The sequence below is a fragment of the Methanohalophilus sp. WG1-DM genome (assembly GCF_004104135.1).
GTDB lineage: Archaea > Halobacteriota > Methanosarcinia > Methanosarcinales > Methanosarcinaceae > Methanohalophilus > Methanohalophilus euhalobius.
On sequence record NZ_RRBA01000001.1, the window covers coordinates 33,924 to 48,500 of the forward strand.

General features: G+C 31.1%; 9 protein-coding genes. 7 read left to right on the top strand and 2 right to left on the bottom strand.

Annotated elements, in window-relative coordinates:
- Positions 1–825 precede the first annotated feature (825 nt).
- The 4 genes from CI957_RS10540 (at position 826) to CI957_RS00215 (ending at position 3,353) form a co-directional block, all read left to right on the top strand.
- Positions 826–1,413, top strand: coding sequence for an integrase (locus CI957_RS10540; RefSeq protein ID WP_164908981.1), 588 nt, complete (start codon positions 826–828; stop codon positions 1,411–1,413).
- Between the two features lie 100 nt (positions 1,414–1,513).
- Positions 1,514–2,014 carry a hypothetical protein gene (locus CI957_RS00205; protein ID WP_128753972.1) on the top strand — a complete coding sequence of 167 codons (501 nt, stop codon included), beginning with the start codon at positions 1,514–1,516 and terminating at the stop codon, positions 2,012–2,014.
- Between the two features lie 115 nt (positions 2,015–2,129).
- Positions 2,130–2,618, top strand: coding sequence for a hypothetical protein (locus CI957_RS00210; protein WP_128753973.1), 489 nt, complete (start codon positions 2,130–2,132; stop codon positions 2,616–2,618).
- A 165-nt stretch (positions 2,619–2,783) separates the two neighbouring features.
- Positions 2,784–3,353, top strand: a complete 570-nt coding sequence (locus CI957_RS00215; protein ID WP_128753974.1) for a hypothetical protein — start codon at positions 2,784–2,786, stop codon at positions 3,351–3,353.
- A gap of 812 nt (positions 3,354–4,165) precedes the next feature.
- Here CI957_RS00215 and CI957_RS00220 read toward each other — a convergent pair.
- Complete coding sequence (locus CI957_RS00220; RefSeq protein WP_128753975.1) at positions 4,166–9,307, bottom strand: ATP-binding protein; 5,142 nt, start codon at positions 9,305–9,307, stop codon at positions 4,166–4,168.
- Between the two features lie 582 nt (positions 9,308–9,889).
- On the opposite strand from CI957_RS00220, the gene CI957_RS00225 reads away from it, so the two are divergent.
- From CI957_RS00225 to CI957_RS00235, 3 genes are read left to right on the top strand one after another with little or no spacing between them, the layout of a single operon-like run.
- Positions 9,890–11,110, top strand: coding sequence for an ABC-three component system protein (locus tag CI957_RS00225; protein WP_128753976.1), 1,221 nt, complete (start codon positions 9,890–9,892; stop codon positions 11,108–11,110).
- The gene (locus CI957_RS00230) at positions 11,107–11,604 is read left to right on the top strand and encodes a three component ABC system middle component (protein WP_128753977.1); all 498 of its coding nucleotides are present in this window, start codon (positions 11,107–11,109) and stop codon (positions 11,602–11,604) included. The genes CI957_RS00225 and CI957_RS00230 overlap by 4 nt, the downstream gene beginning before the upstream one ends.
- Positions 11,601–13,529 (top strand): DUF3732 domain-containing protein, encoded by a 1,929-nt coding sequence (locus tag CI957_RS00235; RefSeq protein WP_128753978.1) that lies wholly within the window; start codon positions 11,601–11,603, stop codon positions 13,527–13,529. The genes CI957_RS00230 and CI957_RS00235 overlap by 4 nt, the downstream gene beginning before the upstream one ends.
- A 181-nt stretch (positions 13,530–13,710) precedes the next feature.
- Here CI957_RS00235 and CI957_RS00240 read toward each other — a convergent pair whose 3' ends face one another.
- Positions 13,711–14,565: a HEPN domain-containing protein gene (locus CI957_RS00240; protein WP_128753979.1), complete on the bottom strand. Its 855-nt coding sequence runs from the start codon at positions 14,563–14,565 to the stop codon at positions 13,711–13,713.
- Positions 14,566–14,577 lie beyond the last annotated feature (12 nt).

Sequence of the window (14,577 nt, forward strand, 5' to 3'; positions counted from 1 at the left end):
TCATTGTGACATTGCTTGCATGTCTCCGGTTGCCAGGCCCCTGTCATGCCTGCTGATAAGAATAACAAAGTTAGTGCTACAATTACAATTTTGATCAACTAATACCCCCACGTTAATCTTTTGATAAGATTAGCTATGATTGTATTTAGTATAATCGGGTAAAAAAGTATTCTATTTGTTGCGATTTTAGTATTGGTGTGGAGCTTTTGGGATTCCACTCCTTATTGTAGATTTTTATCATCGGGGCTTAAGGGAAGGTTGAATCCGAATATACTGTATTTGCCGTATTGACTTTCTACCCACACATTTCCGCCATGTAATTCAATCAGTTGCAACAAAGGCACTCCATTATTCATAATCTCGCTGGACGAAGATTTTGATGGTGAAATAGAAGTTATACAACCAACTACCAAATCTGCCCTCGAGACAAGAGTAGATAATCTGAAAAATAAGTTTAACAATCTTGAAAAATCAACATCAGAAGACGATAAAAAGTCTGGTGGGCCCGCTGAGATTCGAACTCAGGATCCTCGCCGTGTAAAGAAGGACGTTGGTAGCGATTCGCGAGTACATCTCCTCGAATGTCAAGGCGAAAATCAACCGACTGCTGGAGGAAAACTGCAACCGGTTTTACTAAATGATGTATGGGCCAACCATAAAGAATCATTTAAGAATTGGTTATATGCAAGATCCATATCTGAAAGAACCAAAAATGATTATTACAACTCTCTGACAAGATTCTTTGACACCACAGTTGTGCATAAGCCACAGGAATTCCGATCACAACAACTTAATGATAAAGCAACGCGTGGACTTCGTAATCTGTTGAACTATTTAGAGGAAGAGGATATCGATGATGTAGCTGAATACAGCATCGAAAAGTGGAGGCGTTTTATCAAAATCAATCAGTCTGGTGTCGTTGAGATTTATGTCACAGATGAGGAGGTACAGGAAGCATATAATGCATGTGAAGAGGAAATTAAGCCCATATTCAAATTACTTATGTACTCAGGTAATCGACTCAGTCACATATATGCCATGCTAGAAAACTTTGATGAGGCTAACATAGTAGTTGATGGGGAAATTGCTCATTATCCCACCTCATCATTTTCAAGTGGAACAAAAAGAACTTTCCAGATATTTTTCCCTACATATTTTATCTCTGAACTCAAAAGCATCAATAGTCTAAAGTCATACAGTTCATTGGTAAAACTTACAAAGCATAATCGTGTATCTCCAAAGACTATCCGAAAATGGCATTTGAATTTTATGATAAAAGAAGGGGTCACAGAAAGCATAGCTGATTTCATCCAGGGCCGTGCACCTACTACTGTTGGCAGTGCGCATTACTTGAATAAGGTTCAGCAATCGAAAGAGGAGTATAGGAAAATAGTGAGTAAGTTTTTGATATAATTCAAATCAAATTAGAATATTTAAGAATCCATACAAATAAGAACAAAAATACTATTTTGTCTTATTGATGTTGGATACTTGTTTACTTGGAGGCTTCAATTTGGAAAATGAAGACAAGATAAAGGAGCTAAATAATGCTTTTCATAGAAATTCTGGCCAAATATTAGGAATGGCATTACATATAGAAACGCAGTTGGACTACTTTATAGCTAACTACTTTGCAAATCCCCAAAGCTACAGAACTTTTGTTTTAAAGGATTTAATTATATTTGATATGGCTTTTGGAAGAAAAACAAAGATTTTTGTAGACATTTGTAAGACAGAAAAAATAGATGAAAATTGGCTAAAAGAGATTCGTGAAGCCATTGGGTTTGTACAAAGAATTAGGAATAGAGTGGCACATGATCAAGCAACTTTTTATCAGCAGGAAGAAAAAATTGTACTCCAAAAGAAAAAAAGTGTTACTTACAAGAAAGATGAATTAGAAATCACAGATGCTTTAGTTGATAAAGTAGATAAAAATAGATTATTTTGTTTACAAGAAATTAGTAAAATTGCCATTAAGATATCTGAACTTGAAAAAGAGAATCTTGGTTGCTAATTAAGAGGTTTGTGTAAAATCTTAAATTGAATGCTCCTGCTGTGAGGAAGGGGGAATTTACTAAAAAAGGTTATTACAAAAATCATATATACCTCTGTGAGAATGTTCAAAAAGTATGGAAAAAAAGAGAAACACTTATTTTATTAAAATATTAATATTTTTATATATTGTTGGACTTGTACTATATTTATACTATTCATTGTCAGGTTCATTCTCTTTATCAATAGATACAAACACTCTTCTGCTTCAACTAATAGTTCATTACTTATACGGTTTTTTCTTTTTTATCGGGCTTGTCTCAATTTTAAGGAAATATGAAAATTTGCATAATTATGGTTTGTTTTTAGCACCATTGATACCAGTAATATTTTATTTTAATAATATATTGCAAAAAAATGAAATTGGATTGGAAAATTTCAGTGTGTATTTAAATGTTATTTTAAACCAATATTTACCAATATCTATTTTCTTGTATATCCTCCTCTTTGTATTTACTAAATTTTATATGGATTTTTTGTCAGAGAATTTAATAAGATATATTAGCGGAAAGCGAATTAGAGGAAGCTTATTTGGTGAATACTCATTTATTAAAGTATATGATTAGTTTGATGATTTTGGCAATAACCGAAGATTTCTAAATAATATAATAACCAAATTTTTGGGTTACGAATTTTTAGAATCTCGATATATAAAATACAATAATCAAAAACACAAGGTTTTTTGTTATACACGATATGAGTCAATAGGTTTAAAAAAACATTTACATCACTTGCTATTAACACCTCTTACATGCGTCGATGCAAGGTATTTAGAAGATTATGAAGATGAAGATGAATTAAAACTGATTAACTTTGATAGTCCTAGATTGGAAGAAGACTTTGCTATTGCATCCTATTCTTTTTATGATGGTTTTATAATATATCAATTCTCAGAGACGGGAGATGAAATTCAAGTAAATCCATATACTGAAGTATACCAATCATTAAAATCATTTTATCAAACTAACGAAGAAAATACATTTGTTTTTGATTATGACGAAAGGAATATAGAAACTCCTAGATTATTTAAGACCTATACTAATTTAACTGAACGTTATATATTTGAAAAATATTGCATGTTACCAGATAAAATATTAAATTATTTTAAAGGAATATTTGAAATAAAATATGGTAAAATAATTTTATTCGTAGTTTTAACCGCAATATTGGTTTATGTTGTAATTGGCATTCTTCGAAATTATCTGGATTCAGCAACAATTTCTTTACTCCTTACTATTCCAGCAGCGATGTATTATTCGTGGAATCTATATGAAAAATATAAAAATTCAAGGAATAACTGAAGTTTAAATATATTATACAGCACTCTTATATATTTTATATAAATTCTGTTTTTTTGCCTGCCTGTATCACCATAATTGATTGAGAGGACTATAATTTGAACAACATAAAACAGAACGACGTTTGAAATAGGCAATTATCAACTTCTGAGAATTATGTGCCCATAAACCCCGCCTCATTCAGGCGAATTTAGGTATACGGATAATTAATAAATATATAAGGCTATGCTGGTGCAGGTGTGCAGGATTATTTAGAACCTTAATGCTAAAGGTCAAATGCTTATAAACTGTAATGTAAATTCCCCATCTGGTTTAATATGGTATTCAATCTCTTTTTTACCTTCCTTGTATGGCCTCTGTTCTACCAAACCCCATTCTATTAAGCTTTGAATCAGTGAATAAAAACCCCATAAGAAATAGATTTTTTAGTTTTTCCAGACTTTGTACATGGTAAATTATCTGAGAGAGGCTCAAATGAAATTATATTTTGGGTGGGTACAGGGTTAAGACATGCCAAGTTTCTATGTACATCTTTCTGGTCGAGATGTAGATGATGCTATCCTGAAAGCAAATGGAATAATAACTGAAGACCAGAATTCTAGAAATCCGAATGAAACGGCCTGTTCAAACGTTGACATTTCAACAATCATGGAGTCGAAAATCAGCAAACTTATAGATGAAAGGGTTAAACAGATTTTCGAGCCTTAAATCGATGACTCTAATAATCAATACACTAGATATTTAGTTTAAAATGAAGAATAATCTCCCAAATATGCAATATAACCCTACAAGAAGATGTATTATTGCATCAAATGTCAATAACTACCTCTTTTCAACATTTCTTTCAGCATTTTAAAGTGAATTGGATCATATTTTATTTCATAACTCGAATTGAAATCTGTAAAAAGTACTTTATTGTCTTTGGGATCATCAAGATTTTTGAACTTAATATTTCCGTGCTTTATTAATGCTGCGTGGTTTGGACATAAGCATAAATAATTTGCAGGATGCCGAATTCCACCATTTCTTTTTTCAAGTAAACTAGCAGTTATACAATAATTATGTTTATTTTTGGTTCTAAAGGTAAAACCGCATATTTGGCACTTTCCTTTATAGTTATCCTTTACTTTAAATTTCGAAAATTGATTATCAGCTAATTTTTCCATATTGTAATTATATGCTCTTCTACTATTGTCATATTGAATTGATTCAATTTCATTTTCAAATTCACGATGAACGTTTCCATTAAATTTTCTTTCTTCTTCTATTGTCATTGGCTCTAAATTTTCGTCAATGGCATAGAAATGTATATTATCCTCTGTATCTTTGCCATTATATTGTTTCTCGATTGCTTGCTTAAAATTCATATCTTTGGTAGGTGTTCTTGTTCTACCTTTATCTTTGTCTGTGTATGATGATTTTTTGGAGTCAGATTTGTTTTCAAAAGATTCTTTCATTTCCATGTCTTCATTTGAATCTTTTGTATGCAACTCTTCTTTATCGGAATGAGAACAATTTTCAGAAAAGTTATCTTTGTCCCCATCATCAAAAAATGTTCTATTTTTAAATTTATTTGGAGATTCCGTTATGTCTTCGTTCGATTGATTTTCTGAGGAATATTCAATATTATTCAAAGGAGATTCAGAGATCATATCGTCTTCATCCTTTTCCTCATCTTCTTTTTCTAGTATATTTTCTATGTTTTTCTGGTTGATTAAATTAGTATTTTCAATTTCATCTACTGTAGGATAATTAGCTCCATCCAAAATATTGTGCATTTCTTCTAATGAATTTTTTTGCAATAATAATTTTGCAGTGTTAATAAAATTATTGTCAAGGTTGGGGTGCAATGTTTCAGACAATTCTGATGCTATGCCATCTGATATTTCCTCAATAGAACCCCTTACATAAATTTCATTTATAGTACCTTCATCAGTTTCCATATAACAACAAATAGCATTATCATCCTTTGTTTTATACTTTATATCATCAACAAAAATATACGTAGAGATTTGTAAATTATCATAGTTATATACTTTTATCTTTGAACTAATATGTTTCCAATGTTTGTTTGGAGATGTATGATCACCTTTATTACCAATTTTTATTCTCTGGAATAATTGGGCAAAAAGTTCCATTTTTTTAGTATAGGCCTCGTTTAATTCTAAAGAATTAGGAGATGGTCTGTTGATGAGTTCTTTATGAACCATTTGGCTAATTTTATTGATTTCTAATTTTTCAAAGAGTTCCAAATGGTCGTCATTATATCTCAAAAATCTATCTTTTAACTGATTCCGAAATTGATCTGATATTTTACGATTATCATCTAATATTGCATACTTAGGAGTAATTAATTGTGATTTATTGTTGATCAAAATATGCATATTTTGTAATTCATAAATTATTGCATCTTCAATACTTGAAATTTCTGCATCTTTGCTCAATTTAGTTAGACAATTATATACAATTTTTCGATCATTATCATCTGTAATGCAATAATTTTTCTCATGATATTTTAGCTCAATCAACTTTAAAATATTTTTAAGCGATTCAGCATAAGGTTCATCTGCAATATTTAGGCATTCAATCAGGTTGCTGTATTTTTGAACAAACTCTGAAGGTAGATATCCAATGTATTCATATCCATACAACTCACTACACTCATGCTTAAAGACTTCTGCTGGCGAAAAATACCTGGGTTTTTTTTCTCCTTCGTATTTTATAGATATGGATCGGAATGATTGTAGAGTTTTTACAGATATTGGATCTTTATTCGACCTCTTCTCTAATTCTGAATATATAGAGCTTTGTTTATCTATTAGTTTATTAGTAGAACTTAGTTGCTTTAAGTTTTTAATAATCATTTCAGTCGGTATTATATTTTTATAATTTAGCCCTATTATTTTTACAAATCCAGTTTTTAATTGGGATGAATTGGGCATATCAAAGTACAAAACATCGTTAAATTCGGATAAAAGCGGCTGTATATTTCCTAAATACAATTCCTTTGGCTTATAGAGTTTGTAGTTGCAATCAACAGCTGGCAACCATTCAATATCCGCTAATTTCTCTAATGAACTCAAAGTATTTTCATCAAAAGTGTCCCAATGTTTATTAATATAATTAAAAACAATTTTCATTCTTTCAATTAAATCATGGCTTATATTTCTTGTATTGATGGATTCAACAACATATTCCACTATATCATCTAAATTTAAATCATTTTTTACACCCATTTGTTCAAAGAAATGTTTGTAACTGTTAATATCATTATATTCTGGATATATGTAATTTTTACCAAACAACTCATCAAGTTCTCTAGATTTGAAAAATACTGATTCTTTGGTTGGACAATGGAATTTTCCATCATTACAGTATATTAGCTTTGTATTTACCAATACACTTTCAATTTCAGAATAGGAATTTTTTTTAGTCATTCCAATAAATTGGTCATTTAATTTATCAATCAAATCAAATTTGTCCTGGTCTTCTACTTTAGAATTATGGAAAATTTCTTCTAAATATTTTTTTATGAAAACCTCGAAATTTAATTCCTTGATTCCGAACATTGATTTTATTATTGTTTGTTTAAAGCGAGGAAAGTCAGGCACATTATCTAAAAATGCTTCATCAAGTATGTCATCAATTTGGATTCCTTTTGGAACAGGGTAGTTCCCTTTTAGTACCATTTCATTACCATCATCTTCTAATGAGCAATAATCAAGGTTGTTATTCTTAAAAATAGACATTCTCTTTAATCTGTCTATATTTTCTCTATCAAGTTGCCTTTGTTCTTCCGAAATTAGCTGATATAACAATATGATGTCATCATCAGAAATAGTACCATTTTTTTCCAAGTCAAATTCAAAATGATCAATAATTACATCGATTGTCAGTTTGAAAAAATTCTGATGTAATATGTTGGGGAAAAGTTCCCTTATACTGGAATCAAGATTTTTGAGTCCTTTCTTATCAGCGAATTGTTTTTTATAATTTGACTTGCTTAAATCATATACAATATGGTTTTTCAAAGGATATAATAGATTATCATCTGTAAGAGCCAACGGTAAAGCCAACATGTCATTAATAGTAGATTCAAAATTTATGAATCTTTGATCCTTTAAGTCAATTCTTTTTTCGCCATCACTCCAAAATCCAATATTTTTGGCTTTTTTATATTCATTATATTTGTAGATATATTTTTCAATAAAATGAATTATTGATATTAGTTTCTGGCGGTTGTTTATATAACGTTTTGTTTCGTTAATTTTTATTGGATATTTGGCGTCAGCAAAATCATTTTTAATTATTTTTATAAGGTGTTTTTCATTTAATTTAGAAACACCTAGCTTAGCTAAACAGGAATTGCATTTCGATACCAAACCAGCATCAATTTCAGTAACTGGAAGTTCGTTCTTTATTGCATCTAGCTGCTTAGGAATTCGTTTTATTCTGAAGTTATTGTTGCTTTCCAAGCACCCCCGAGTTGTTAAAAAAATATTTAAACTTCGTATATTTTCAATATATTTAGTTTTATAATCATTATTTATTTCTATTTTTTTAGATATGTAAGAATATATACTATATAATTCATCTTTTGAAATAAAAATAGATTCTTCAAATGAAATACAATGTGGTATTTTTTCTTGAATCAAACAGATTAAATCATTCAGATTGAATTCATCAACACCTATTTTTTTAAAAAAACCACGGTATTTGATATATTTTCCAGGAACAACTGGGCAATTGATTCTTGTCAATAATTTTAATATCGAAGTATCTCTTGTAATTTTTGAAAGGCTTATAGGGTACCATTCATTGTTTATGTAAATGATGTTGCAGTCTCTTTTTTTGACAAGATCAATAAATCTACTATAAATATAATTGAATTCTCCATCTTGTTTCGATAAATATAATATTTGGTAAAACAAGTCTGGATTTACTTCTGCTTTTAAATCATCTATAATCTCATCTATCATCGCGGGGACAAAATCAATAATTTTTAAGTTATATTTTCCTTTAGAATCATCTTCATCAAATATGAGATGTTTTCGATTCTGATCGGGTTGAAAATCACTATTTATGTCAAATGCAAAACCTGTGTTCAATTCAGTCGGAAGGGTACAAAAAAAGCGACCTTTTTGAAGTTCAGTACCATTAAACGCAATGGATATCAAAAAAGGCCTTCTGCGTGCGATACCATTTTTATATTCCGTTTCAAAATGATTTTCTATATTTTTATGATATAGCACCATTCTTTTTTTCGTTTCATCAATATTTATTCTTTTAATTTCTTTATTGAGATCCCTAGATAATGAATACAATTCATTTTCAATTCGTATTTTATGAATTAAATTTCCATTCTTATATATATCTAATTTAGCCAGATGATTTAAGAAATGGATATCATCTTGGATATTTCTTAAAACTTCAACTACGAAAAGATCTATTTTTTCCTGAGTGATTATCTCTGCACCAATTTCTTTCCTTGCATAACTTTCTTCTTTTCTCCAAAAAAATTCAAACTCAGTTATCTTTTCAGATGTATATTTTGGAGTGCGATATGTTTTCCATTTTTCTTTTTGATTTAAATCTACTTTTCTAGATTTATTTGTTGAATGTATATTTAATATATCACATATTTTAAATACTGAAGTAAATCCAATTCCAAACCTTCCAGTTTTACTTGTGTCTGCTTCTTTATTTCTAGAGCCGATTTCAATTATTTTAATCCAGTCATTTTCACTAAAAACAGTGTTATTCTTTAACACTAATTTATCTTTAAAAAAGTGAATCTCTACTTCAACTGTCTCCCCATTTGTTGAAGAATCATCGGCATTTTGTATCAATTCTCTTAATAAACTGACAAAGCCAGAGTATGATCTTAGATTTCGTTCAATATTTGAATAGATATTTACTTTATAATCTTCTTCTTCAATAAAATCATCATCTGGCACCAAAGTATCCTCCATAGACAGTAATCGATTTAACATTTATTGTTAGTACAGTGCATATTTTTAAAAACAAGGCAATATTCTAACTGTTGTTATTTATATTTTTTTATGTTCTAATTTAATAGAAGTTTCAATTACTTCTCTCAAAATATTTCAAAATCGACAGGTAAATTTTCACATAGGAAGATACTGTCATGCGAGAGATAAGAAGGACAATAAATCTCTCAAGAGTATTCTTCCCGCAAATTATGGTCGGACAGAATTGAAAAGGTCAAAAAAGTGCGAATTAATCCATCAAAAAAATATTTATCAAAGGTGGTTCAGGGAAGTAGAATCTTGCCTTCTCTGCACCACTGAATATTCTATGAATTCTGTATTATCTATAGAGTTATAATATATACTCAAGCATAAATTGAAGATTTGTCTTTATCGCAATTGGACATATCATAGTTGAATTTTTTAAAACAAATAGTTTTAAATAATATTTACATGCAGAGTTAACAAAAAAAACCATTCATTTAATCGGAGATATTTTGCAAGAATGATCAAAAAAATACATGTTGTCAGGATATATAAGGTGGCTACATGAAAGTTGTCGATAAGAGTCAATTTTCAGCTTCAGAAAGCAATATAGGTTATTTGTATCAAGTACGTGTAGCTCTTTTATGGTCCTTAAACAAACTTCCTGCAGGTGCAGATTTTCTCGTATCAGTAGAAGCCTTAGATGATATACAATTTGAAACATTAGAAAGAAAACCAAAAGATCTCCTCCAAACTAAACACCATTTTAATAAGAAAGCAAAACTGGGTGATGCTAGTCCAGATTTGTGGAAATCTATACGTATATGGTTTGAAGCACATAATTCAGGAGAAATTGACATCGGTACTTCGCTCTATCTAATAACTACTTCTCAAGCATCAAATGAATCTGCTGCTTATTATTTAGGTGGAATTAATAGGGATGTGAATCTCGCATTGGATATATTAGATGAAACTGCACACAACTCAAAAAATAAAGCAAACAAGGAAGCATATAGGATATTTTTGGATACATCTCCCGAAGAAAGGCTTAATATTGTAAATGACATTGTTGTTCTCGACTGTTCTCCACATATAAATGATATTGATTCAGAATTAAGCAAAGCTGCATTTCATGCAGTTGAAAGAAAGTATATGGAATCATTTCTTGAGAGGCTTGAAGGCTGGTGGTATCATCGCGTATTAAATCAATTATGCTCTGAAAAGGGATGCATATTAGGAGACGAACTTGAGGGAAAAATGTCAGAACTGCGAGAGCAATTTAAAAGAGATGCTCTTCCAATAGATGATGAAGTACTTTCCATAAAAGTAGATGAAAATAGTATGGAAGATTGTGATGAGTCTATTTTTGTAAAACAGTTAGAATTAACAAAAGCAAGTAAAAAACGCATTTTAGCAGCAGTTCGTGATTATTATCGAGCTTTTGAACAACGTTCAAGGTGGCTCAGTGAAGACTTAATTCTTGTAGGTGAACTTTCAAAATATGAAAACAAATTAATTGAAGAATGGGAACTTGTTTTTGAAGGAATGCGTGATAAATGTGGAGTATCGATAACAGAACAGTATAAAGAATCTTTAGCCAGAGATATCCTTAGATGGGTTGAACAGGAATCTCCTAATAAAATTCATATTCGTTCTCAAGTAACCGAGGAATTCCTTGCACGGGGATCGCTGCACATGTTGGCAGATAACTTGAAAGTTGGCTGGCATCCTGATTTTTATGAACATCTTTCATATTTATTAGCAGAGGGGGATAAAATTACATGATACCTTGGGAAAAACGTGCACCTGAAGAAAGAGCTATTTTGACACCAAGTTTTTTATCTCTGCTTTTGTGGAAAGCTTCAAATGGTTACTACCAGGAATCAAACAAGGGTTTGCCATTTGAATTAGCATTTTTAATTTTACCAATGGTCCTACATTGTAAAACTCGAGAATCTCTTCCGAGATCTAAGGTTACCCCTCTTGCAACTTGGATAGATAAAAATCCACTGATTCGATCGTATATAGCAAATCGTTCCTCTTTAATCGCTCCATTCACAAAAGAAGCACTACTTTTTGGAGGTATGCATGGACTCTTTAAAGTTACCAGTCTAGAAGTGACAGCTGATACCACTTGGGCAAGAAAAATTAAGTCGAATTTGAGAAATGCTGATGAAGAAATTCAAAAATGTGCAAAAAGCTCTGAATTAATAGGAAAATGGTTTGCTAAATCAGGCAGCAGTCAAATTATAATGTCTTTAATAGGGGTACGTCCATGAGTATTCAAATTCTTAATATTGTTCTTTACAGTCATAATGATAAATGTCGAATTCTTCCATTAAAAACAGGTCAATTTAATGTGATTACTGGTGCATCAAAAACAGGCAAATCAGCTTTAATTGACATAGTTGACTATTGCTTTGGAAGTAAAGAATGCAAGGTCCCCGAAGGTCCAATAAGGCGATCAGTGTCTTGGTTTGGTCTACACCTTAAATTAAATGGTGAAGAAGCGTTTATTGCACGTCGATGTCCTGCCAATCGTTCTACAAGTGAAGATTGTTTTGTTGAAGTTGGTAATTCAGTGAATATCCCAAATGCATCCGATATTTGTAAAATAACTAATACAAAAGGATTAGAAACCATGCTAGATGGATGGGTGGGAATAAGTGACAACATTCATGAACCTCCTGAAGGACAAACCCGACCACCATTGACAGCAACAATTCGACATGCTTTGCCATTGTGTTTACAATCCCAGGATGAAATTATTCAAAGGAATCAACTTTTTCATGGAACTTCAGATAACTTTGTAGCTCAATCATTGAAAGATACCTTGCCCTATTTCTTAGGTGCCGTAGATGATGAATATGTCAAGAAAAAAAATGAACAGAGGAAACTAAAAAAAGAACTCCGAAATTATGAAAAAAAACTGAATGAACTTTCAGCACTACGTGGAGATGGCTTTGAAAAGGCATCACTACTACTTGCTCAAGCTCGTGATGCAGGCATGGTGGAAACAAATCCCGAGTCATGGGAAGATATTGTTGCTGAATTAAAAAATGTTGCCTCGATACCATTAAATCAAAATGAATATCTTTCAGAGAATTCAGAGTATGAATTACTATCTAAAGAAAGAAAAGTTCTCTTAAATAAAAAACATAAAATCCATGATGAAATTGCATTAGTAAAATCTTTTGAGCAGGACAAGTCTTCTTTTTCTAAAGAGGCTAAGAAGCAAAAATCGAGACTAAAAACAATTGGCCTTTTTGAAGATTCAAATGAAACTAATGTTTGTCCACTTTGTTCACACAAACTTTCTGAGACGATCCCGTCTGAAAAAGAGATAAAAGAGACTTTTGTCGAGTTATCTAAAAAGTTTGAATCACTCTCTAAAACGAAACTACAATTAGAGAAACCTCTATCTGAATTAGAAGATGAACTTCAAACAACACGTCAGTCACTTTCTGAGAATTATAGAAAAATGGAAGCAATAAGAGCTACAAATGATTATTTAGCGGATGTTCAAGAAGAAGCAGTTAAGCATGCTCATATACGTGGACGAATTACACTTTATTTAGAAAGCCTTCCCGAATTAGCTGATACTATAAAAGTTGAAGAAGAAGTAGAGCGAATTCGTGCGGAATTAGACCGTCTTGATGACGATTTAAGCGATGAAAAAATTCAGGATAATCTCGATTCAATAATCTCGATTCTTGGAAATCGACTAACGAATTGGGCACAAAAACTGAAATTAGAACATTCAAAATTTCCTTTACGGTTTGAACCGAAAAGGCTAACGATTGTTGCAGATACCAACGGTGGACCTGTTCCAATGAAGAGAATGGGTAGTGGTGAAAATTGGGTTGGATATCATTTGATCGTTCACTTGGCCTTACATCTATGGTTTGTTTGCAAGAATAGACCCGTGCCAAATTTCATATTTTTTGATCAACCATCACAAGTCTATTTTCCAGCTGAACAATATAATGAAAAATCTCTTGAAAATGTGTCAGAAGAAGATGAGCTTGCATTATCAAGAATGTTTGAACTTGTTATTGAAGTCATCAATGAAGTTGAACCCAATTTACAGGTGATAGTTACTGAACATGCAGATATTGACAAAGAATGGTATCAAGAAGCAATTGTTGAACGGTGGCGTGATGGAATTAAACTCGTACCTGAAGATTGGCCTCGAGAGGAATAATTATTATTAATTTATAAATAAATTGGTAAGTAATGTTAACAAAAGGCATAGTGCCTTTTTTGAAAAACTAGGTATTTGATATTTTGAAAAAAATGGGTGGTACAGGTGGTATTTTACCAAATAATCTGCACCTGAACCTCCTTGTTTTAAAGTTAATTCCTGTAAGCAAAAAATGATCATCTCAAACCTTGTCTCTGAATATCTTCAGATTCCTGAGCGTATTGGAATGCAAATCAAATAATTCAGGTAATTTTTTCACCAACGGCATGTTGATGTTGTATATCTCTACAGGACTTGTTCCTTTCCCAGGATACCTTGTAGAATTTACATGGGGTAATACAATAGGTGCAAGATAATACAAAGGTATTAATGCAAGATATCCTTGTGCCATCAAAAACCATGAAGCTTTTATTATTTTTCTAAGGTCTTCAAGGTTTGATTCTTTCAAATTTTCTAATTCTTCAGCTAAACTATTGGCTGATTCAGTATTATCCATACGCATTCTTTCGATGGTAGAATCTATTTCTTTTATCCAACTTTTAATGTCAAGATCCATATCTGCTATTTCTTTCATATCATTTTCAATAGTTTGGAGTTCTGAATATATGTTATTAAGAATATTGTTTAACTCTCGAGTACTTAAAAATGCCAATTTCTCTTTTTCTTTTCTGAATTTCGAATTTTCACTGAGAAATGTACCACTTTCTGATAGTAAACCATTGATTTTATCTCTATCAATAACAGAAAAATTGTTCAACTCTGGACATTTATCAAGGTTATCAAGCAATTTACTGTATTTTTTTCTTTGCTCAATTATAGCAATATCGTATATTTTTGTTGAATCATGCCTGACCTTATTAGCAAGATAGTCTTCTGTAAAGTTACTATTTAATAATACAAGTGATTTGTTTGCCTTCTCAACACTCTGAGCAAAATAAAATACTGCTTGGGGATATAAACTGTACCTGTAGAGGGTTTTTGCTGCCTTCAAGTCCTTTATTGCAGTTCTTAGATATCCATGTCCTAACTCTACCATTTCATCCCTCTA

Bases quoted from the DNA above. Each gene is read 5' to 3' on its own strand.
- CI957_RS00210 (WP_128753973.1), top strand. From the start codon at position 2,130: ATGGAAAAAAAGAGAAACACTTATTTTATTAAAATATTAATATTTTTA.
- CI957_RS00230 (WP_128753977.1), top strand. From the start codon at position 11,107: ATGATACCTTGGGAAAAACGTGCACCTGAAGAAAGAGCTATTTTGACA.
- CI957_RS00225 (WP_128753976.1), top strand. From the start codon at position 9,890: ATGAAAGTTGTCGATAAGAGTCAATTTTCAGCTTCAGAAAGCAATATA.
- CI957_RS00240 (WP_128753979.1), bottom strand. From the start codon at position 14,565: ATGGTAGAGTTAGGACATGGATATCTAAGAACTGCAATAAAGGACTTG.
- CI957_RS00235 (WP_128753978.1), top strand. From the start codon at position 11,601: ATGAGTATTCAAATTCTTAATATTGTTCTTTACAGTCATAATGATAAA.